This is a genomic window from Achromobacter sp. (genome assembly GCF_032102605.1).
In the GTDB taxonomy this organism is placed as follows: domain Bacteria; phylum Pseudomonadota; class Gammaproteobacteria; order Burkholderiales; family Burkholderiaceae_B; genus Achromobacter.
In genome coordinates, this window is the sequence record NZ_DAMDGT010000002.1 from 400817 (window position 1) to 422043 (window position 21227).

21 protein-coding genes are annotated in these 21227 nt (G+C 67.6%); 9 read left to right on the plus strand and 12 right to left on the minus strand.

Annotated elements, in window-relative coordinates; all coding sequences use genetic code 11:
• Window position 1: 1 nt before the first annotated feature.
• From urtB to RT614_RS06600, 6 genes are all read left to right on the plus strand, one after another.
• Entirely contained in the window at window positions 2-1633 is a 1632-nt protein-coding gene (urtB, locus tag RT614_RS06575) for an urea ABC transporter permease subunit UrtB (RefSeq protein ID WP_313621134.1), read from the plus strand.
• Window positions 1630-2757, plus strand: a complete 1128-nt coding sequence (urtC, locus tag RT614_RS06580) for an urea ABC transporter permease subunit UrtC (RefSeq protein WP_313621136.1) — start codon at window positions 1630-1632, stop codon at window positions 2755-2757. The genes urtB and urtC overlap by 4 nt, the downstream gene beginning before the upstream one ends.
• Window positions 2754-3593 carry an urea ABC transporter ATP-binding protein UrtD gene (gene urtD / locus RT614_RS06585; RefSeq protein ID WP_313621138.1) on the plus strand — a complete coding sequence of 280 codons (840 nt, stop codon included), beginning with the start codon at window positions 2754-2756 and terminating at the stop codon, window positions 3591-3593. Before urtC ends, urtD begins: the two co-directional genes overlap by 4 nt.
• Before the next feature lie 2 nt (window positions 3594-3595).
• Window positions 3596-4294, plus strand: coding sequence for an urea ABC transporter ATP-binding subunit UrtE (gene urtE / locus RT614_RS06590; RefSeq protein ID WP_313621140.1), 699 nt, complete (start codon window positions 3596-3598; stop codon window positions 4292-4294).
• Window positions 4295-4379: 85 nt separating this feature from the next.
• On the plus strand, window positions 4380-4808 hold the full coding sequence (gene arsC, locus RT614_RS06595; protein ID WP_313621141.1) for an arsenate reductase (glutaredoxin): 429 nt from the start codon (window positions 4380-4382) through the stop codon (window positions 4806-4808).
• 91 nt (window positions 4809-4899) lie between these two features.
• Window positions 4900-5538, plus strand: coding sequence for a phosphatase PAP2 family protein (locus RT614_RS06600; protein ID WP_313621143.1), 639 nt, complete (start codon window positions 4900-4902; stop codon window positions 5536-5538).
• On the opposite strand, the gene RT614_RS06605 is transcribed toward RT614_RS06600, so the two are convergent.
• The 3 genes from RT614_RS06605 to RT614_RS06615 all read right to left on the minus strand — a co-directional run bounded on the left by RT614_RS06605 (window position 5531) and on the right by RT614_RS06615 (window position 8396).
• Window positions 5531-6511 carry a tripartite tricarboxylate transporter substrate binding protein gene (locus RT614_RS06605; RefSeq protein ID WP_313621144.1) on the minus strand — a complete coding sequence of 327 codons (981 nt, stop codon included), beginning with the start codon at window positions 6509-6511 and terminating at the stop codon, window positions 5531-5533. The two genes, RT614_RS06600 and RT614_RS06605, sit on opposite strands and share 8 nt — an antisense overlap.
• A gap of 156 nt (window positions 6512-6667) precedes the next feature.
• Complete coding sequence (locus RT614_RS06610; protein WP_313621145.1) at window positions 6668-7753, minus strand: tartrate dehydrogenase; 1086 nt, start codon at window positions 7751-7753, stop codon at window positions 6668-6670.
• 85 nt (window positions 7754-7838) lie between these two features.
• Entirely contained in the window at window positions 7839-8396 is a 558-nt protein-coding gene (locus RT614_RS06615) for a methylated-DNA--[protein]-cysteine S-methyltransferase (RefSeq protein ID WP_313621146.1), read from the minus strand.
• 145 nt (window positions 8397-8541) lie between these two features.
• Between RT614_RS06615 and RT614_RS06620 the strand changes: the two genes are divergently transcribed.
• Window positions 8542-9987, plus strand: a complete 1446-nt coding sequence (locus RT614_RS06620; protein WP_313621147.1) for an AlkA N-terminal domain-containing protein — start codon at window positions 8542-8544, stop codon at window positions 9985-9987.
• Window positions 9988-10009: 22 nt separating this feature from the next.
• Here the strand turns inward: RT614_RS06620 and RT614_RS06625 are convergent, their stop codons facing one another.
• From RT614_RS06625 to RT614_RS06665, 9 genes are all read right to left on the minus strand, one after another.
• On the minus strand, window positions 10010-10915 hold the full coding sequence (locus RT614_RS06625; RefSeq protein WP_313621148.1) for a LysR family transcriptional regulator: 906 nt from the start codon (window positions 10913-10915) through the stop codon (window positions 10010-10012).
• A gap of 21 nt (window positions 10916-10936) precedes the next feature.
• Entirely contained in the window at window positions 10937-11419 is a 483-nt protein-coding gene (locus RT614_RS06630; protein WP_008167359.1) for a YajQ family cyclic di-GMP-binding protein, read from the minus strand.
• A gap of 77 nt (window positions 11420-11496) precedes the next feature.
• Window positions 11497-12285 (minus strand): heme ABC transporter ATP-binding protein, encoded by a 789-nt coding sequence (locus tag RT614_RS06635; RefSeq protein WP_313621151.1) that lies wholly within the window; start codon window positions 12283-12285, stop codon window positions 11497-11499.
• Window positions 12282-13268 (minus strand): iron ABC transporter permease, encoded by a 987-nt coding sequence (locus tag RT614_RS06640; RefSeq protein ID WP_313621566.1) that lies wholly within the window; start codon window positions 13266-13268, stop codon window positions 12282-12284. The genes RT614_RS06635 and RT614_RS06640 overlap by 4 nt, the downstream gene beginning before the upstream one ends.
• Window positions 13269-13278: 10 nt before the next feature.
• A complete protein-coding gene (locus tag RT614_RS06645) occupies window positions 13279-14109 on the minus strand; it encodes a hemin ABC transporter substrate-binding protein (RefSeq protein ID WP_313621152.1) in 831 nt (276 codons plus the stop codon).
• Window positions 14110-14128: 19 nt separating this feature from the next.
• The gene (locus RT614_RS06650) at window positions 14129-15175 is read right to left on the minus strand and encodes a ChuX/HutX family heme-like substrate-binding protein (RefSeq protein ID WP_313621153.1); all 1047 of its coding nucleotides are present in this window, start codon (window positions 15173-15175) and stop codon (window positions 14129-14131) included.
• 81 nt (window positions 15176-15256) lie between these two features.
• Entirely contained in the window at window positions 15257-17878 is a 2622-nt protein-coding gene (locus tag RT614_RS06655; RefSeq protein ID WP_313621154.1) for a TonB-dependent hemoglobin/transferrin/lactoferrin family receptor, read from the minus strand.
• 185 nt (window positions 17879-18063) lie between these two features.
• Window positions 18064-19074: a FecR domain-containing protein gene (locus RT614_RS06660; RefSeq protein WP_313621156.1), complete on the minus strand. Its 1011-nt coding sequence runs from the start codon at window positions 19072-19074 to the stop codon at window positions 18064-18066.
• Complete coding sequence (locus tag RT614_RS06665; RefSeq protein ID WP_313621158.1) at window positions 19053-19562, minus strand: sigma-70 family RNA polymerase sigma factor; 510 nt, start codon at window positions 19560-19562, stop codon at window positions 19053-19055. The genes RT614_RS06660 and RT614_RS06665 overlap by 22 nt, the downstream gene beginning before the upstream one ends.
• 157 nt (window positions 19563-19719) lie before the next feature.
• On the opposite strand from RT614_RS06665, the gene RT614_RS06670 reads away from it, so the two are divergent.
• Together RT614_RS06670 and RT614_RS06675 are read left to right on the plus strand one after the other, a co-directional pair.
• Window positions 19720-20187, plus strand: coding sequence for a CopD family protein (locus RT614_RS06670; RefSeq protein ID WP_313621567.1), 468 nt, complete (start codon window positions 19720-19722; stop codon window positions 20185-20187).
• 144 nt (window positions 20188-20331) lie between these two features.
• Window positions 20332-21189: a hypothetical protein gene (locus tag RT614_RS06675; RefSeq protein ID WP_313621159.1), complete on the plus strand. Its 858-nt coding sequence runs from the start codon at window positions 20332-20334 to the stop codon at window positions 21187-21189.
• Window positions 21190-21227: the final 38 nt, after the last annotated feature.

Genomic DNA, 21227 nt, shown 5'->3' on the forward strand with positions numbered 1-21227 from the left:
CATGCGCATCGCGGCAATCGCACACTTCTTGCGTCGTTTTCTTCTTGCCTGGGTGCTGGTCCTGCCCGCGCTGGCCGCTCCGGCGGGCGCGGCGGGCCTGGACCAGTCCCTGCTTGCGCCGCTGGCCGGCGACGACACGGACGCCAAGCTGCAAGCGATTGCCGCGCTGGGCCAACTGCCCGATCCCGGCGCCGCCGCGGCGCTGCAGGCCTTGGGCCGCGACCAGCTCTACGCCACATCCGACGGCCGCGTGCTGATCGGGACGGGCGGCGCGCGCGCCACCGATCCCGCCACGGGCGCCGCCGTGGACCTGCCCGCCGACGCGGGCACGATCTCCATCAACAACCGCCTGCGCCGCGCCATCGAGGCCGCGCTGGCGGGATCCCGCCTGTTCTCCGATAACGCGAACGAACGCCTGGAGGCGGCCCGCCGGTTGCAGCAGACAGGCGATCTTGCCGGCCTGCCCATGATCGACAAGGCCCTGGCGGCGGAAAAGAACGAGGCCGTGCGCGGCGCGCTGCTGATCGCGCAGGCCAGCCTGGAATTGAAAGGCGACGATCCCGCCAAGAGGCGACACGCGGTGCAGGTGCTGGGCGACACGAAGAATGCCGCCTTTCGCCCGACGCTGGCCGCCCTGACGCAGGAACGCGACGGCGTCTACGCGGAACCCGATGCCGGCGTGCGCGAGGCCGCCGTCAACGCGGTCAAGCAGATCGACCGGCATCTGGGCACCATCGAATGGGCGGGCAATATCTTTTATGGCGTGAGCCTGGGCAGCGTGCTGCTGCTGGCCGCGCTGGGCCTGGCCATCACCTTTGGCCTGATGGGCGTCATCAACATGGCGCACGGCGAGCTCTTGATGATCGGCGCCTATGTGACTTACGTGGTGCAGACGCTGTTCCGCGCATGGCTGCCCGGATGGCTGGACTGGTACGTGGTGGCCGCCCTGCCCCTGGCTTTCGTCGTGACCGCGCTGGTGGGCATGGCGCTGGAACGCACCGTGATCCGCTGGCTGTATGGCCGCCCGCTGGAAACGCTGCTGGCCACCTGGGGCATCAGCCTGATGCTGATGCAAGGCGTGCGCTCGCTGTTCGGCGCGCAGAACGTGGAAGTCGGCAACCCCAGCTGGATGTCGGGCGGCTTTACCGTGCTGGGCGGACTGGTGCTGACGTACAACCGCCTCGTCATCATCGGCTTTTCCTTCTTCGTGGTTTTCCTGGTGTGGGCGCTGCTCAATCACACGCGGCTGGGACTTTTCGTGCGCGCCATCACGCAGAACCGCCGCATGGCCGATTGCGTGGGCGTGCCCACCGGCCGCGTCGACATGCTGGCCTTCGGGCTGGGATCGGGCATCGCCGGGCTGGCGGGCGTGGCGTTGTCCCAGTTAGGAAACGTCGGCCCCGACCTGGGCCGCGGCTACATCGTGGATTCCTTCATGGTGGTGGTGTTGGGCGGCGTCGGCCAGCTTGCCGGCACCGTCATTGCTGCGCTTGGGCTGGGCGGCGTCAACAAATTCCTGGAGCCCTACGCGGGAGCCGTCATGGCCAAGATCACCATTCTGGTGCTCATCGTGCTGTTCGTCCAAAAGCGGCCGCAAGGCCTGTTCGCCCCCAAAGGCCGGAGCGTCGAATGAAACAGAACGCGCTGACCGACTTGACCCTGCTGACCCGCCGGCCGCTGTTTTCGGCACGCGTGTGGACGGCGCTGGCCGTGGCCGTCGCCCTGCTGGCGCTGCTGCCGCTCTTGAACCTGTTTTTTCCGCCCGGCCATGCGCTGCACGTGTCGGCCTATGCCGTGGCCCTGCTGGGCAAGTTCATGTGCTACGCGATCGCGGCGCTGGCGCTGGACCTGGTGTGGGGCTATGCGGGCATCCTGTCGCTGGGCCACGGGCTGTTCTTTGCGCTGGGCGGCTATGCGCACGGCATGTACCTAATGCGCGCCATCGGCCGCGACGGCGTCTATCAAAGCCACCTGCCCGACTTCATGGTGTTCCTGGACTGGAAGACCTACCCCTGGTATTGGGCGTTCACCGAGCACTTCTGGTACGCCATGCTGCTGGTGGTGCTGGTGCCAGGCGTGCTGGCGTTTGTGTTCGGGTACTTCGCCTTCCGATCGCGCATCAAGGGCGTGTATTTCTCCATCATCACGCAGGCGCTGACGTTCGCGGCCATGCTGCTGTTCTTCCGCAACGACACCGGCTTCGGCGGCAACAACGGCTTCACCGATTTCAAGCGCATCCTGGGCTTTGACATCACCGCGCCCGGCACGCGCGCCACGCTGTACTGGGTGACGCTGGCCGCGCTGGCCGGCGCGCTGGTCCTGGCGCGAATGGTCACGCAGAGCAAGCTGGGCCGCGTGCTGACCGCCGTGCGCGACGCCGAGAGCCGGCTGCGGTTCATCGGCTACGACCCGCTGGGGTTCAAGCTGTTCGTGTGGACGCTGTCCGCCGTGCTGTGCGGCATCGCGGGCGCGCTGTACGTGCCGCAGGTCGGCATCATCAACCCCGGTGAAATGTCCACGGAGAACTCGATCGAAATGGTGATCTGGGTCGCCACCGGCGGGCGCGGCACGCTGATCGGCCCCATCATCGGCGCCGGCGCGGTCAATGGCCTGAAGACGTGGTTCACCAGCGTGCTGCCGGAATACTGGCTGTACGCGCTGGGGCTGATCTTCGTGCTGGTGACCCTGTTCCTGCCCACCGGCATCGTCGGCCTTGCCCGCCGCATCGCGGCCCGCTTCCAGGAGAACAAGGCATGACCAGCACCCACACGGAATCGGCCATGCTGGACGGCGGCCCCAGCGGCGAGGCCGGCTACGGCCGCGTCAGTCCCAAGGGCCTGGACACCAGCCACGGGGCAATCCTGTACCTGGAAGGCATCACGGTCAGCTTCGACGGCTTCAAGGCCCTTAACGACCTGACGCTGGACATCGGCGTGGGCGAACTGCGCTGCATCATCGGCCCGAACGGCGCGGGCAAGACCACGATGATGGATGTCATCACGGGCAAGACGCGGCCTACGGCGGGCACCGCCTATTTCGGCCAGAGCATCGACCTGACCACGCTGACCGAGGCGCAGATCGCGCATGCGGGCATCGGGCGCAAGTTCCAGCGTCCCACCGTGTTCGAACAGCACACCGTGTTCGAAAACCTGGAGCTGGCGATGAAGACCGACAAGCGCGTGCGGCCGACGCTGTTTTCGCGCCTGTCCAGCGAACAGGCCGACCGGATCGGCGAGACGCTGGACCTGATCCGCCTGCGGCCCGAGGTGTGGCGACCCGCCGGCCTGCTGTCGCATGGCCAGAAACAGTGGCTGGAGATCGGCATGCTGCTGATGCAGGAGCCGCAGCTTTTGCTGCTGGACGAGCCCGTGGCCGGCATGACCGACGCCGAGACCGAACGCACAGGGGAACTGCTGAACGAATTGCGCGGACGCCATTCCCTGATGGTGGTGGAGCACGACATGGACTTCGTCAACCAGATTGCCGGCGACGGCAAAGTCACCGTGCTGCACGAGGGGTCGGTGCTGGCCGAAGGACCGATGAGCAAGGTGCAGGCCGACCCGCGCGTGATCGAAGTCTATCTGGGGCGATAAGCATGCTGGACGTAAGCACGATCGACCAATACTACGGCGGCAGCCACACGCTTCGCGGCGTGTCGCTGTCGGTGCGGCAAGGCGAATGCCTGGCGCTGCTGGGGCGCAACGGCGTGGGCAAGACCACGCTGCTGAAATGCGTGATGGGCGTGTTGCCGGTGGCGCGCGGCGGCATCACGTTCGACGGCGCGGACATCACGCGCCTGGCGCCGCACCAGCGCGCCGCGCGCGGCATCGCCTACGTGCCGCAGGGCCGCGACATCTTCGCGCGGCTGACGGTGGAAGAGAACATCCTGATGGGCATGGCGACCAAGCCGGCCGCGCGGGCGCGTCGCATCAAGGAAGAGGTTTTCGAACTGTTTCCAGTGCTGAAGAGCATGCTGGCAAGGCGTGGGGGCGATTTGTCGGGCGGGCAGCAACAGCAACTGGCGATTGCGCGCGCGCTGGTGGCCGAGCCCAGGCTCATCATCCTGGACGAGCCCACCGAGGGCATCCAGCCCTCCATCATCAAGGACATCGCGCGCGTTATCCACATGCTGCGCCAGCGCGGCGACATCGCCATCCTGCTGTGCGAACAGTATTTCGATTTTGCGCGCGAGCTGGCCGACCAGTTCGTGGTGCTGTCGCGCGGGGAAGTCGTGGCCCGCGGCGGACGCGATGCGATCGACGGCGAGGACGTGCGCCGCCACCTGTCGGTATGAGACTGTCCGGCCCCGCGGCTCCGGCCGCGCGGATGGACTATGCTCCCCCTCTTGCAAGACGAATCACCCGTAAGAGGAGCCCTTCATGTCCGACGTCACCATCTATCACAACCCCAAGTGCGGCACCTCCCGCAATACCCTGGGCCTGATCCGCAACGCAGGCATCGAACCGCAGGTCGTGCTGTACGTGGAGAACCCGCCGTCGCGCGACACGCTGAAGGCGCTGTTCAAGAAGGCCGGCGTCAGCGTGCGAGACGCGCTGCGCGAAAAGGGCACGCCCTACCAGGAGCTTGGGCTGGACGATGTGTCGCTGTCGGACGACGCGCTGCTGGACGCCATCGAGCAGCACCCCATTCTGCTGAACCGTCCCTTCGTGTCCACGCCGCTGGGCGCGCGCCTGTGCCGTCCGTGCGAACTGGTGCTGGACATCCTGCCGGCGCCGCAACAGGGCGCGTTCAACAAGGAAAGCGGAGAGCCCGTCATCGACGCGCAGGGCAAACGCATCCAGAAGTAAAAGCGCGGATTTCGCCGCACTTTGTAAGGGAACTGACGGGAAAGCCATCTACCATCGCGGCAATCGAATTATTACGCCGCGATGACGTGTCATGGATTTTCTGGAAAGCTTCAACCAGTCCCTGTTTCTTCTGATCAATGCCGATCCCGCCACGCCCGCGTGGCGGATCCACGCTGCCATGCTGGTAGCGAACAAGCTGATCCTGCTGGTGCCCGGCGTCATGGCCGCCGTCTGGCTGTGGGGCCGGGAAGCGCAGCGCGATCTGATGCTCAAGGCGCTGGCCAGCATCGGCGTCGCGCTGTTCGCCAGCTACCTGTTCGGCGCGCTATGGCCGCATTCCAGGCCGTTTGTCATCGGCCTGGGGCACACGTTCTTTGAACACAAGCCCACGTCGTCCTTCCCCAGCAACCACACCATCATCATCGCCACGTTCGCGTTCGCGCTGATCCTGGACCGGCGCTGGGCGGGCTGGGGCTGGCTGGCGCTGGCGGCCGCGGCGCTGGTTGGGACGTCACGCGTCTACCTGGGCGTGCACTTTCCGCTGGACATCGCCGGCGGCCTGCTGCTTGCGCCCATTGCCGCTGCAGTGACGGCGCCGGCATGGCGCCGTGCAGGCGCACCGCTGACGGGCGTCGCGCAGGGCGTGTACCGCAAGGTGCTGGCCCTGCCCATCGCGCGGGGCTGGATCCGCGCCTGCCGCCCTCGCGTCGGACGCCTCCCCGTCAATTGATTGCGACCTTGGCTTCCTTGACCAGCTTCGCGTAGTTCTCGGTATCCGCCGCGATGCGGGCCTTCATTTCGGCGGGCGTGTCGCCGATGGGCACCGCGCCGATTTCCGCCATGCGGCGCGTGAAGTCCGGCGATTTGATGATCTTCACCATTTCGGCGTTCAGCCGGTCCACCACTTCTTTCGGGGCCGCCGCCGGGGCCAGCACGCCGAACCACGTGCCCATGTTGAAAGGCTTCAGGCCGGCCTCTTCCATTGTCGGCACGTCCGGCAGCGCGGCCGAGCGCTGGTTCGTGGTGACGGCCAGCGCGCGCAGCTTGCCGCTCTGGATGTGCGGCAGCACCGGCGTGATCGTGTCGAAAGACATGTCGATCTGGCCACCCAGCAGATCGGTGGTCAGCGGTCCGCTTCCCTTGTAGGGCACGTGCAATAGCTGGACGTGCCCGGCGCGCTCGAATTGCGCGCCGATCAGGTGCTGGCCCGTGCCCATGCCGTTGGAGCCGTAGGTCAGCTTGCCCGGCGCGGCCTGCGCCAGCTTCAGCAGTGATTGCACGTCTTTGGCGTCCAATTTCGGATTGACCACCAGCACATTGGGCACCAGCGCCACCGTGGTCACCGGCGCGAAGTCCTTCTGGAAGTCGTAGTGCAGGCTCTTGTAGACGCTGGTCGCGATCGTGTGATGGACCGCGCCCATCAGCAGCGTGTAGCCGTCGGGCGCCGCCTTGGCCACGTAGTCCGCGCCCAGCGTCGAACCCGCGCCCGGCTTGTTTTCCACCACCACGGGCTGGCCCAGGCTCTTGGACAGTTCCTGGCCCAGCGCGCGCGCCAGCACGTCCGTGGTGCCGCCCGCCGGGAACGGCACGATCAGGTTCACCGGGCGCGCCGGATAGGACTGGGCGTGCGCCCCGCCCGCGAAGGACAGGCCCATCACGCAGGCGAACGCCAAGGCGCGCGCCGTCATCGCTTTCTTATGCATGGTTTGTCTCCTGGATACGAATGGACTTCGCTTTTTATTTGTTGCCAGGTTTGGCCTTCGCCAGGTGTCGGGGACCCCGGCCAGGCCAGGAGCAGGATACCCGTGGGCGCCCCGCACCTGATGAAGGCGGCGGGCAATTCTGCCCGCGCGCCGGATCTACGCGGCCTTGGCCTGCGCGGACGCCGCCAGCTTTGCGCAGACCGCATCGGTCACCTGAGCCGTCGTTGCGCGGCCGCCCAGGTCGCCGGTGTGCAGCGACGGATCGGCGGTCACGCTTTCGACGGCCTGCATCACGCGCGCGGCCGCCTCGGTTTCGCCCAGATGTTCCAGCAGCATGACGACCGACCAGAACGTGCCGACGGGATTGGCCAGGCCCTTGCCCATGATGTCGAAGGCCGACCCATGGATGGGCTCGAACATCGAGGGATAGCGGCGCTCGGGGTCGATGTTGCCGGTGGGCGCAATCCCGAGGCTGCCGGCCAACGCCGCGGCCAGGTCGCTCAGGATGTCGGCGTGCAAGTTGGTGGCCACGATGGTGTCCAGCGAAGCTGGCCGGTTGACCATGCGCGCGGTGGCGGCGTCGACCAGTTCCTTGTCCCACGTGACGTCCGGGAATTCCCGGCTGACCTGCACGGCGATCTCGTCCCACATCACCATGGCGTGGCGCTGGGCGTTGGACTTGGTGACGACGGTCAGCAGCTTGCGCGGGCGGGATTGCGCCAGCTTGAAGGCGAAGCGCAGGATGCGTTCGACGCCGGCGCGCGTCATGATGGACACGTCGGTGGCGGCCTCGATGGGATGGCCCTGGTGCACGCGGCCGCCGACCCCCGAGTATTCGCCTTCGGAGTTCTCGCGCACGATCACCCAGTTCAGTTGTTCGGGCGTGCAGCGCTTGAGCGGCGCGTCGATGCCGGGCAGGATGCGGGTGGGACGCACGTTGGCGTACTGGTCGAAGCCCTGGCAGATTTTCAGGCGCAGGCCCCACAGCGTGATGTGGTCCGGAATGTCCGGATCGCCGGCCGACCCGAACAGGATGGCGTCCTTGTCGCGCAGCGCGTCCAGGCCGTCCGCCGGCATCATCACGCCGTGCTTGCGGTAGTAGTCGCCGCCCCAGTCGAAATCCTGGAATTCGAAGCGCGGCCCGCCCTGTGCGGCCAGTTCCTGCATGACGCGCTGGCCGGCGGGAATCACTTCCTTGCCGATGCCGTCGCCGGGGATGGTTGCGATGCGATAGGTTTTCATGGGGCCAGCGCTCCTTGCAGATAGATGTCTGCTGGCACTTTACCCAGCGGCAGGCACGGCAAACGCCTCGAAATTCACAACATTTTCAACCTGAAGTTGAAAGTGCGGCGGGGTCTTTTTGCGCCGCCAGCCAGTCGGCTTCGTGTGCGAGCAGCCAGCGCTTGCGATGCAGCCCGCCGCCATAGCCAGTCAGCGAGGCGTTGGCCCCGATCACACGGTGGCACGGGATGACGATGCCGACCGGATTGGCGCCGTTGGCCAGTCCGACCGCGCGCACGGCCGTGGGGCGGGCGATGCGCGCGGCCAGCGTGCCGTAGCTGACGGTGCTTCCGCCGCCGATGCCGCGCAGCGCCTGCCACACCTGCTGCTGGAAGGCCGTTCCGCCCAGGGCGACGGGAAGGTCCCCGATGGCCCCGACGTCGCCGGCGAAGTAGGCCTCGAGCGCGCGGCGCGCCCGCGACGGCTGGGTCGCGTCGCGCAGTTCCACGGCGCCCTTGCCGTACTGGCGGCGCAGCAGGTTCAGCATGCGGGATTCATAGTCTTCCCAGTCCACGGCGCGCAGGCGCTGCTGCGCGTCGGTCAGCACCAGCATCGTGCCGATCGGGGTGGGCACGCGTTCCAGTTCAAAGATGTGTACCGGCATGGCGTCTCTCGCGGATTGGGGAAAGTCGCCAATATAGTCCCGCCCGCTGGCCGCGCGCTGGCGGTTTCCGGACATGAACGTGACTTTCACATCTCTGTCCGAAAACCGCTAGATTCCGGCGCGAAGGCGGCGTTAGCATGCCTCCATGGAACTGAACCACGACGCCTGCTACAGCGCCATCCAGGTGCGCGACGCCCGCTACGACGGGCGCTTCTTCACTGCAGTCAGGACCACGGGCATCTACTGCCGTCCCGTCTGCCCGGCGCGCACGCCCCTGTCGAAGAACGTCACCTTTTATTCCACCGCCGCCGCCGCGCAAGAGGCCGGGTATCACCCCTGCCTGCGTTGCCGTCCGGAGACGGCGCCGGAATTGGGGCCCGGGCACGAACTGCCTGACAGCGTGGCGCGCGCGCTCCAGCTGATCGAACTTGGCGCGCTGGACGAGGACGGCGTGGACGCGTTGGCGCACCGCCTGGGTGTGGGTGATCGGCAGCTTCGGCGCCAGTTCCGCCAGCACCTGGGCGCGTCGCCCGTGACGGTCGCACAGACCCGGCGGGTGTTGTTGGCCAAGCAGCTCATCCACGAAACCCGGCTGCCCATGGCCGAGATCGCGTTCGCGTCGGGCTTTGGCAGCATCCGCCGCTTCAACGAGATCTTCCTGGACCTCTTCGGGCGGACGCCGGGCGACCTGCGGCGCTCGGACAAGCCGGACGTGCCGGCGGGCCCGCAAGGCGAGATCAAGCTGCTGCTGCGCTATCGGCCGCCGTACGACTGGGACGGCATGCTGGCGTTCCTGCGCCTGCGCGCCATCCCGGGCGTCGAACAGGTCGCTGACGATACCTATGCGCGCACCATCTGCCTGGACGGCGTGCAGGGCACGGTGACGGTGCAGCGCGGCACGGGCGATGCGCTTCAGGCCACGGTGCGCTTTCCCCGCCTGCAGGCCCTGCCGTCCATCATCGCTCGCTTGCGGCGCGTGTTCGATCTGGCAAGCGACCCCGCCGCCATCGCGGCGCAATTTTCCGGCGACCCCGTCATGTCCGCGCTGATGCAGTCCCGGCCCGGCCTGCGCGTGCCGGGCGCCTGGGACGGTTTCGAGCTTGCCATGCGGGCGGTGCTGGGCCAGCAGATCACCGTGGTGGCGGCCATACGCCTGGCCGGCAAGCTGGTGGCCGCGCACGGCGCGCCCATGGAACAGCCCGACGGCGCGCTGACCCACGTGTTCCCCTTGCCGCAGGCCGTGGCCGCCGCGGAACTGGCGTCGCTGGGCATGCCGCGCAGCCGCGCGGCAACCCTGTCGGCCGTGGCCGCGGCCGCGGTGGCGGACAAACACCTGTTCGACGCCGCGGGCGGGCTGGAAGACGCCGTGCGCCGCCTGCGCACGATCCGTGGCGTGGGCGAATGGACCGCGCAGTACATCGCCCTGCGGCAGCTGCGCGAACCCGATGCTTTCCCGCATGCGGACATCGGGCTGATACGGGCGCTGGAACGGCTGGAGTCCCGCGCGTACACGCCCGCGCAACTGCTGGTGCGCTCCGAGTCCTGGCGGCCTTGGCGGGCCTATGCGGCGCAACACCTGTGGGCGGCTTGAGCCCGACGCCAGGCGCCGGACGTCACCATCGGCCTTCGGAGCCTTGCTGGAAGTAGCTCACCAGGAAGTCCACGAATGCCCGGACCTTGGCGGACAGATGATGGCGTTCGGGGAACACGGCGTAGATGTCCGCCTGCGGCAGCGCGTAGTCTTCCAGCACCTGCACCAGCCGGCCGCTGCGCAGGTAGCGGGCCAGATCCCACTCCGCCCGCTGCAGGATGCCCAGGCCGGCCAGTCCCCAGGTCAGCGTGACCTCGCCATCGTTGCTGCTGAGGTTGCCCCGCACCTTGACGGTTTCGCTGCGCCGCCCCTTCGTGAAGCGCCACATGCCATACGCGGCCTCGTTCTGGCGCAGCACGATGCATTGATGGCGCGCCAGGTCGTGCGGCGTGGCCGGCACGCCGTGCTTTTTCAGATAGGTGGGAGATGCGCAGACCAGGCGGCGGTTGGGCGCGATCTTGCGCGCAATGAGGCTGGTGTCGGGCAGGTCGCCGAAACGCACGGCGACGTCGAAGGCCTCGCGCACGAAGTCGGCCGGCCGGTCGGTCAGCTGCAACTGCAATGAGACGTCCGGGTACTTCTGCGCGAATTCCGCGATGGCCGGGGCGATGTAGCTGCGCCCGAAGCCCAGCGGCGCATTGACCTTCAAAAGACCCCGCGGACTGGCCTGGCGGCTGGCGATGAGCTCGTCCAGGTCGTCGATCTCGCCCAGGATGCGGCGGGCGTTTTCCAGGTAGACCTCGCCCTCGGCCGTCAGGCTCAGGCGACGCGTGCTGCGGTTGAACAGGCGCACGCCGAGCCGCGCCTCGATCTGCGCCAGCCGCTTGCTGACGGCGGCGGGCGTGACGTCGAGTTCGCGCGCGGCCGCCGACATGCCGCCGGCGCGCGCCAATTCAACGACCAGCAGCAGTTCGCCGGAATGCCCCATCTGTATGGGTTATCCGGCCGCTTAATCGCGGAAGTTCTCGAACTGCAGCGGCAGGTCGACGTCGGTTTTCTTCAGCAGCGCAATCGCGGTCTGGAGGTCGTCGCGCTTTTTGCCCGAGATGCGCAGCTTGTCGCCGTTGATCTGGGATTCGACCTTGAGCTTGGCGTTCTTGATGGCGGCGATGAGCTTCTTGGCGACGGGCTGTTCGATGCCCTGCTTGATGGTGACCTTCTGGCGGGCGCCGCCCAGGTTTTCGAGCGGGTCGGCGACGTCCAGGCAGCGCACGTCGATGCCGCGCGCCGACAGGCGGCCGCGCAGGATGTCCAGCATCTGCTTGAGCTGGAACGCGCTGGACGCGATCTGGGTGACGACGAAGCCTTCGAGTTCGAACTTGGCGTCGGTGCCCTTGAAATCGAAGCGGGTGGCCAGTTCGCGGTTCGCCTGGTCGATGGCGTTGGTCAGTTCGTGTTTGTCGACTTCGGAGACGACGTCAAAAGTAGGCATGACACGGGATCCTGTAATGAGTGATGGAGGTGCTTGATGACCGCCATTTTACCGACCCCGCGCCCGCCGTCACGCTGTCATGACGTCACCACCAGCAGGCGCTCGGGTTGCAGCGGATGCGGCATGACGTGCGCATCGATGCCGTAGGCCAGATACAGGTTGCCCGGCGTCAGCACTTCGACCGGCGTGCCCGACGCGATGGCGCGACCGCCGCAAAGCAGCAGCAGGCGGTCGCACCAGCGCGCGGCCAGGTTCATGTCGTGCAGGATCACCAGTACACCCGTATCGCCGTCATGCGCCAGCCCCGCCGCCACGCGCAGCAAGTCGCCCTGGTGCTTCGGGTCCAGGCTGGCGGTGGGCTCGTCCAGCAGCAGGTAACGGGGCTCGCCATCAGAACGGGCGGCCTTGCACTGCACCAGCACACGCGCGAACTGCACGCGCTGCTGTTCGCCGCCGGACAGTTCGGGGTAGCGGCGCGCGCCCAGGTGCGTCACGTCGGCCCAGCCCAGCGCCTGGTCGACCAGTGCGTCCACCTGAGCGGGGGACAGTTCCGGAAATGGGTAGGCGCCCATCGCCACGACTTCCCGCACGTCCAGGTCGAAGCTCAACCCGGGCTTTTGCGGCAGGACGGCGCGCAGGCGGGCCTGCTGCCGGTGCGCCAGTCCCCGAAGGTCGGCGTCGCCCACGCGCAGGGCTCCGGAATCCGGCGCCAGTTCGGCGGACAACGCACCCAGCAGGGTCGACTTGCCGACGCCGTTGGCGCCCAGCAGTCCCACCACTTCCCCCGGGCGCACGGCCAGCGAGACCTTGTCCAGGATGCGGTTGCCGCCGCGCGTGAGTGTCAGGTTTTCGGCCGCGAGCATCATCCATGCCTCCGGCCGCGCGCCAGCAGCCACAAGAAAAAGGGTCCGCCCACCAGGCTGGTCACCAGCCCGATCGGCAGTTCGGCCGGCACCACGGTGACGCGCGCCAGCCAATCGGCAAGCGTCAGCGCCAGGGCGCCGCCCAGCACGCACGCGGGCAACAGCCAGCGATGGTTGGCGCCCAGCGTCATGCGCACCAGATGCGGCACCACCAGTCCGACGAAGCCGATGCCGCCAGTCGCCGCGACCAGCGGCCCGACGATCATCGCGCACGCCAGCACGAGCTGGGCGCGCACGCGCTTGAGCGCATAGCCCAGGTGCTGCGCCTCGCGTTCGCCCAGCAGCAGCGCATTCATGACGCGCCACTGGCGCATCAGCCACCAGGCCATCAGCAGCACCCACGGCCCCAGGAACGCCAGCAGTTTCCAGTTGGCCCCGGCTAGGCTGCCCATGGTCCAGAAAGTCAGATCGCGCAGCTGCGCGTCGTTGGCGACGAAGGTGAAGAGGCCGATCATCGCGCCCGCCACCGCATTGATGGCGATGCCGGCCAGCAGCAAGCCGGCCACGCCGGGCACGCGCCGGCCCAGCGCGTAGGCGCAGAACGTGGCGAGCAGGCTGCCCACGAAGGCCGCGGGCGCCAGCACCCAGAACCCGCCCGAGGTCAGCACGATGGCGGCCACCGCGCCCAGCGACCCGCCCGCCGAAATGCCGATGAGACCCGGTTCAGCCAGCGGGTTGCGGAAAAGCGCCTGCATCGCCGCGCCGGAGATGGCCAGCGCCGCTCCCGCGACCATGGCGAACAGCACCCGGGGCAGGCGGATGTCGATCAGCACGTTGCGCCATAGCGCATCGGCGGGCGTGGCATCGCCCCACAGCAGCCGGGGGATGTCCCGCAGCGGTATCTGCACCGCCCCGCTGCTGCTGGCGGCCAGCGCCACCGCGGCCAGGACCGCCCCCAACAGCGCCAGCGCCAGCGGCGCCGGCATGCGTCCCGCGCTAGCGCGCCATGACACCGGCCGCCTCCTGCTTGAGTTCGGTCAGCGCCAACGGCAGGCGCGGGCCCATGCCCAAGAGGAGCAGGTCGTCCATGACGATCACGCGCTTGTGCGCAGCGGCCGGCGTGGACGCGATGCCGGGCAGCGCCAGCAGCTTGTCCGCGCCGCCGGAGGCTTCAAGCGAAGTCCGGGTCACGACGATCACGTCCGGCGCCAGCGCGCTGACGGCCTCGGCGGATACCGGCTTGTAGCCCTGCTGGTCTTTCAGGATGTTGACCAGGCCCGCCATCGACATGACTTCGTTGGCCGCCGTGCCGCCGCCTGCGCCCTGCAGGGTGCCGGTGCGGTTCAGCAGCAGGACGGCACGCGCGCCGGTGACCGGAATGGCTTCGACCGCTTTGAGATCGCGTGTGATCTCGTCCACCATGCGCTCGCCCGCGGGCGCCACGTCCAGCGCTTCCGCAATGTTGCGGATGCGCGCCTTCAGCGAGTCCACCGACGGTGAGTCGGGCACGGTGACGATCCGCACCCCGACGTCGCCCAGGCGCTTGAGCGCATCAGGCGGCCCCGCCTGTTCCGACGCCAGCACCAGGTCCGGCTTGAGCGCAAGCACGCCTTCCACCGGCACCGATCGGTAATAGCCGACGCGCGGCAGCTTGGTCGCGGCCTCCGGGTACAGGCTGGAGAGATCGTCTCCCACCAGTTTGTCGCCCTGCCCAAGCTGGTAGACGATCTCGGTAACGCTGCCGCCCAGCGTCACCACCCGCTCGGGCGGCGCCGCCTGGACGCCGGCCGCCACCATCCATGCCGCCACTGCCAACCATTTTTTCATCGCTGCTTCCTTATGCGGTTCAGGCGGCCAGCGGCGCGCTGCACAGGCCCACCATCAGTTCGCGCCAGCCTGCGAGTTCCGGCTTGCCCGGTTTGCGTTCGCCGAAGAACTGGACGATCAGGTCGCCCGTGGCCGAATACACCTCCAGCGAGGTCACCCAGCCGTCGGTCGTGGGCTTGTTGACCACCCAGGCCGACGCGATGGCGGTGGTGTCCAGGTGCAGGTTGAACTTGGGGTCCAGCACGTTGAACCACGGGCCGGTGCGGCGCAGCGACTGCACCGGACCGGAATGGATCTGGATCATGCCGCGGTTGCCGACGAAGCACATGATGGGCAGGGCCGATTCCGACGCCGACTGCAGCATGCGTTCCACGGCGTCGGCCGGCACCGGCTGCGCCAGGTCTTCACCGGCCGCAGCCAATGCCGCCAGTCGCGACACCTTGAACTTGCGCAGCAGCGGGAAGAATTCGTGCGTGTCCTTCATGCCCAGCCACGCTTCGCGCCAGGCCTGCGCGTCTTCGACCTGCTCGGCGTCGGCGGCGGGCGCATAGGGCTCGGCCACGGGCCATTGCGATTCACCGGCGAACTTGGCGACCAGCGCGTCGTAGGCAGCCACGTCGGTGGCGTCGGTGCGGTAGACCTTGTGCACCGCCACGCCGGCGCCGTCGAAGAACTGCAGGCTGTGGCGCCCGTCCTGCTCGACCGCCCAGGCGGATTTCCAGGCGGTGAAGAACACGCGCAGATCGATGTCCGGTCCCAGCACCAGGCCCACCGGACCTTCGGCCTGGATGTCCTCATACTTGCCATGGCGTTCGTGGACACACCAGTCGTTGCGCGTCAGCGCCATGACTTCGCCCAGCGTGCCGAATTCGCGGAAGATGGCTTGCGGCTGGCCATGCAGCGCGGTCGCCTTCACCCCGCCACAGCCGGCGGCCACCCATTCGGCTTCGGACACGCCCAGCGCCTGGGCGAGATTGCGGGCGCGCAGCCCGGGTTGCGAGGCGGCCAGGGCCTCGTTGCGGGCGCGCAGATTCTCAGCGCGGATCGTGAAATCGGTATTCGTCATCGTAGGCCCTCCGGCCGGTGCCAAACATTGCTAAAAACCGCCGCCGGGTCCGGTCTGTCGCCAGATGGCGGCGGACCGAACTCAATATTGATAAGTCAGTGAGACGCGAACGCTGCGTCCCGGTTCCGTGTACCAGTCGACCGGACGCGGGATCGCGGTGGCGCCCGCGGTCGGCACGTTGATGGCCTCCCAGTACTTCTTGTCGAACAGGTTGAACACGCCCGCCTGCACCTGCAAGCCCTTCACCGCGGCGGGGCGCCAGTAACCCATCAAGTCCACGACGCCATACCCCGGCGCCTTGAAATCGGGATTGGGCGCGTCGGCCGCGGCCTCCGGATATTCGACCTTGTTGCGCTGCATCGCGGTGGTGAGCATGGCGTCCACGCCCCACACATCGCGACCGTAGCCCAGGCCCAGCACCGCCTTCAACGGCGCAACGGAATTCAGGTACTGCCCCGTGCCTTCGTCCTTGCCCACGGCCCATGCCACCGAGCCCCACGTGCGCCAGCCGGGCGCGAACTTCCAGTGCGCGCTGGCTTCGGCGCCGTAGATGCGGACCTTGGCGCGGTTGACGTTGCCGGTCACGCCCAAGGGGTACTGCCCCGACCAACCCGGCTGCCACTGCGGCGAATCGGGGTTCAGCGGCACATCTCCATCGATAAAGTTCTGATAACGATTATCAAACAACGATACCGCACCGCCCAGGTCGTCGGAGCCGATCTTGGCGCCCAGCTCCCAGCCCTTGCTGGTTTCGGGCTTCAGATACGGATTGCCCACGCGCAGGTAGGTGCCGGGGCCGCCGTAGTTGGTGTAGAGCTGCGTGGCGCTGGGCGCCTTGAAGCCGTAGGCGTACTGGGCGTAAAGGCTGAGCGCGTCGGCGGCCTTCCACGTGCCCAGCAGCTTGGGCGAAAAGCGGCTGCCGCTGTTGGACGGCGGCAGCGCGCCGGCATTGGGGTTGCTCTCGTAGCTGGCGCTGGACTGCGGGCGTTGCTCGTAGTGGTCGTATCGCAGGGCCGGCGTCAGGGTGTACCGGCCATCCGCGAAGCTGAATTCGTCCTGCACCCACAAGGCCCATTGGTCACCCTTGGACTGCGGGACGTCGGCCTGGTTGGTGTGCAGCATGTCGCAAGACCGCGGACCGAACGGCGCCGGCAGACCGGGACGGATTGTCGGGCAGTTGTCGTAGCCGTTGGAGTTCTGCTCCGTCTTGTTGCCGTACCACTCGCCGCCGAACGACCAAAGCTGGGACACCGACGTGCCGGCCAGGCGTTTGGTGAAGTCCGTGCTGACGCCGAACAGCGTCTGCTGGATCGAGTTGCTGCGGCCATACGGGCCGTTCGGAAAACCGTAGCGGAACGGGTCGCCCGGAATGATGCGGGCGCGCGAATCCACGCCGCGGATGCCGTTCTGCGAGTTGTCCAGCCGTACGCGTTGCCAGTAGACCACCGCGTTGGCGGTGTCGATCAGGCTGCCCGAACTCGGCGAGACATAGGAATAGTCAAACGACACGCGCTCGCGCTCGGTTTCCTTGCGGGTGCTGTTCTCGCCGATCAGATAGCTCGTTCCGGGCCCCTGTTCCCACATGCTGTCGATGTCGGCGTTGCGCTTGAAGTACTCGCCCGTCAGCCCGAAGCGGTGGCCGCCCTCCACGCGCTGTTGCAGCTTCATGAGAAAGCTGCGCTGGTCGTAGTCCTCGGGGCTGGGCTCGCTGCGTTTGGCGCCGTAGCCGCCGACGTCGCCGCGGTTGTCCAGTTCGTGGCCATTGCGCACGCCGGCCTGCACCAGCCAGAACGTGTTGCTGTGAATCTGCCCGGCCAGCGCGGCGTTGACGCCCCAGCTGTTGTCGGCGGAGTCATAGTCGGTCTTGGCCAGCGCGCCGAAAGTCTTGTCGTCGCTCAGCAGGTCCGACGGATTCAGCGTGTGCAGGTCGGCAATGCCGGAGATCGCACCCGAACCGCCGGCGGTGGCGTCCGCGCCGCGCACGATGTCCAGGCGCGACAGGCTGTTGAAGTCCACGGCTTCCAGGCCGCCCTTCACGCCGCGCGCGCCGTCGTCCAGCCACGGCAGCCGGATGCCGTCCACGCGGGTCAGCACGCGGTCCTGGTCCAGGCCGCGGATGTTGATGCTGTTGGTCTGGCGATTGAAGCTCACGCCAGGCTCGGCGCGCCTGCCCAGGTCGGTCCAGTTCCTGATCTGCAGATCGTCCATGCGCTTGCGGTCGGTGCTGGTGTCCCAGGCCGGCGTCACCGCGGCGACTTCACCGTCGACCTGGACCGGCGCCAGTTGGGTAACGCTGCCCTGCAGCAGCGCCTGCAACACGAACACGCCGGCGCTGCGCTCTTGCACGCCCAGGCCGCTGCCCGCCAGGAGGCGCGAGAATCCCTCATGCACGGAATACGCTCCCTGCAATCCCGCCGTGCGGCGTTGCCCCACCAGCGTGGCGTCGAACAGGACCGTCACGCCCGCGCTGTCGGCAAAGCGCGGCAGCGCGTCGGCCAGCGTCCCCGCCGGAATGCTGTAGCCGCGCGTGCCGGCCTGCGCCACCGCAGCGCCCTGGGCCTGCGCCGCCATGGGCAGCAGCGCCGCGGAAGCGGCGGCCAGGGCCAGCGCGGCGTGCACCGCGGCGGTAAGACGGGTCAGCCGGCATTGCGCGCCTCGAGCTGGTTGGGAGCCGCTTGCGCGGCCGGCGGGGATGTAAGCCATGGTCGTCCTTTCGATCCAACAGGTATCGGCAATCGTGTGCCTATACAGACCATGACCCTCGGGAATTCAAAACCGGACAGCCTATTCAAAACTTTTTTTGCGTGACGGCGAAAAAAAACGACGACCCTGTCGCAGGCCGGTGTGGCGCACGAAAGGGCAGCCCGCTTGGACCAGGCAATCTGGCATCACGCGGCCGCCGCGCGCGGCGCGATCGTTACCCAATACGGAGTGCGGTATCGCACCTGCACGGGCAGCGTCGCCGGCAAGGCAGCCAGCACTGCGTCGGTGTCGTGAAGCTGGAATGCGCCGGAGATCCGCAGATGCGCGATCTCGGGATCGCAGCGCAATATGCCCTGCCGGTAGCGGCCCAGTTCGGCCGCAAAGGCGTCCAGGCGCAGCTCGTTGGCGTACAGCACGCCCCGCAGCCAGTCGCTGGCGTGCGGATCGGCGGGCGATGGCGCGTCGACGCCCTCGGGCGACAGGCTGCTCTGTTCGCCTGCGGACAAATTGACAAAGGTCGCTGGCTGCGCGCCGCTGCTGAGCCGCACGCGGCCTTCCTGCACGCTGACCCGGCATCGCGCGCCTTCCTGGCGCACGCAGAACCGGGACGCCTGCGCCTCGATATCGCCCTGGCGGGTGCGCACAATGAAGGGCCGCGGATGCGTGCTAAGGTCCGCAACCGCGTGCACGGCGATCTCGCCGGAGCGCAGCCGCAGCAGCCGCGTTTCCTCGTCGAACAGCACATCGACGGCGCTGGCCGTGTTGAGAAACAGCGTGGATCCGTCGGCCAGCTTCAGGTCGCGACGCTCGCCGGCCGCACTGCGGTAGTCTGCGCTCCAGTCCAGCGGGTCGGCGCGCCAGGCCGCCCAGCCTGCCGGCCCGGCCACCACCAGCGCCACCAGCATCTTCAGGGCGGCGCGGCGGCTCTTGAATTCCGGGCGGTTCAGCGTCGCCATGCCCAGCGCCGACGGGACCAGGCCGAATCGCGCATTCACGCGCTGCGCACGCTGCCACGCATGCTCGTGCTCGGCCTTGCTGGCGCGCCACTGCTCACAGGCGTGGACATCCGCGTCGGTGGCGCGCTCCGAGCTCAGGCGCAGCAGCCAGCGGGCGGCCTCGCGCGCGACGTTGCGCTCGACGGCGGGCAGTTCTCCCGGTCCGTCCAGCTGCGCGCTCACATCACCGCCATGATGCATTGTTCGAATCCCTTGGTGATGTAGCGGTGGACGGTGCGCAGCGACACATTGAGCCGTTCTGCGATCTCGCCATGGCTCAGGCCCTCAAGCTGCGCCATCAGGAACGCCTGACGCGCCGGCAGCGACAGGCCGGCCAGCATCTCGTCGATTTCCCGCAGGGTTTCCAAAATCACCAGGCGCTGCTCCGGGGACGGAGCGAGCGCCTCCGGCATCAGGGCCAGGGCTTCCAGATATGCCTGCTCCACCGAACGGCGACGGTGATGGTTCAGCAGCAGGCGCTTGGCGATCGTCGTCAGATACGCGCGCGGCTCGCGCAGCGCGTCCAGTTCATGCCGATGACGCAGCACCCGCACAAAGGTGTCCTGGGCCAGGTCGGCGGCGTCAAAGGTATTGCCCAGCTTGGCGCGCAGCCAGCCGTGGAGCCACCCGTGATGCGCACGGTACAGAAGGTTGACGGCGTCGCCCGAGGCGAGCACGGGATTTGGCACGGAGAGTCCCCTGAACTCACTACTACAAATAGAAATCAATCTCATTCTAAATGCAAAACCATGATTTTGGTCAAGTCCGCGCAACTTGTTTTGCGGCGATATCATGCGGACAGTCACGGCCGCACTCCGCGAGCCGCGCTTTCCAAAGGTCGACCGCATGCTCTACGCCGCCTTGAAGTTCGTCCACATGATGGCCGTGATCCTCTGGGTGGGCGGCATGCTGTTCGCGCACTGTTTCCTGCGGCCGGCGGCCGCGAAACTGGAACCGCCGATGCGCCTCACGTTGATGGAGTCCGTGCTCGGCCCGTTCCTGAACGCCGTGCTCGCGGCCATTGCGGTGATCCTGCTGACCGGCGCCGGAATGATCGGACAGGCCGCCAGCCAGGCCGCGCAAACGGGCGGCGTCTTTTTCATGCCCCGAAGCTGGACCCTCATGGCGGCCGGCGGCGTCCTGATGATGGCCATCTTCGGCCACATCCGGTTCGTCCTCTACAAGCGGCTGGCCGCCGCCGTCGCCGCCTCCGACTGGCCTCGCGGCGGCCAGGCCATGGGCGGCATACGCCGCTGGGTAAGCGTGAACCTGCTGCTGGGCATCGCCATCGTCGCCGTCGTCTTCCTGGGCTAGCCGGATACCGGCCGCGGGCCAAGGTATCGGACAACTGGAGACTGGTATCGGGAATCTTTTGTTTGGTGCAATACGGCGTACATCCCCGCCGGACACACTGCGCATGACTCTCGCGGGTCACGTTCACAACAACAGGGGTTTCCCATGATCAAACGTGCATTGCACCTGGCCGTCTTCGGCCTGTTCGCCACCGCCTGCGCCGCCCAGGCCGCGCCCATCGACAACAGCGCCCTCGACAAGTCGGAGTTCCGCGCGCACAAGGCCACCTATGGCGTCGTCTACCGCCTGCCCAAGGAGGTGAACGACATCCTGGACGCCAAGGTGAACGGCACGCTCAAGGAAGACCTGCTGAAGCTGGGCCTGAAGGCCGAGGCCGAAACGCCCAACATGCCGCACGTCACCGTGGTCCACATCCACAACGCCGATCCGGAAACGCCCGCCCGCATGCTGAAGGCGCTGCCCAAGCCGCCCGCCCCGCTGCGCCTGACGCTCAAGACCTTCTACCCCACCGAAGCCGCCAAGGGCGCGGGCCACCCGTGGTGGCTGGACCTGGGCGTGGTCAAGAGCGGCCAGGGCTTTGAAGACATGATGCGCTACAACACCGTGACCACCGCGGCGCTGGCGCCCTTGCGCGACGGCCCGCTGCCGCGCGTGACCGGCCCCGTCTACGCAAAGATGGGCGATGCAGGCAAAGACCTGGTCAAGACGATGGGCGTCAGCGGCGTGAACGTCATGCAGGACGGCAAGGAAGTGCGCGCCCACAATCCGCACAACACGCTGGTCTACAGCATGACGCCGTACGACGCCCGCCTGCAGGAAGCCATGAAGCAGAAGTCCGACAAGTTCAACGCAGTCCTGCCCGACGGCATCGACACGACGTTCAAGGACGTTTCCATCGTGGAAATCGGCTTCGCCGGCAACGTCGTGCGCGAGATCTATCGCGTCAGCCTGGAAGACGGGTCGGTGCTGGACGTGGCCACGGGCAAGCCTGTATCCAAGTAGGGCAAGCGTGCGCCGCATGCTGCCATTTCGTGGCAGTA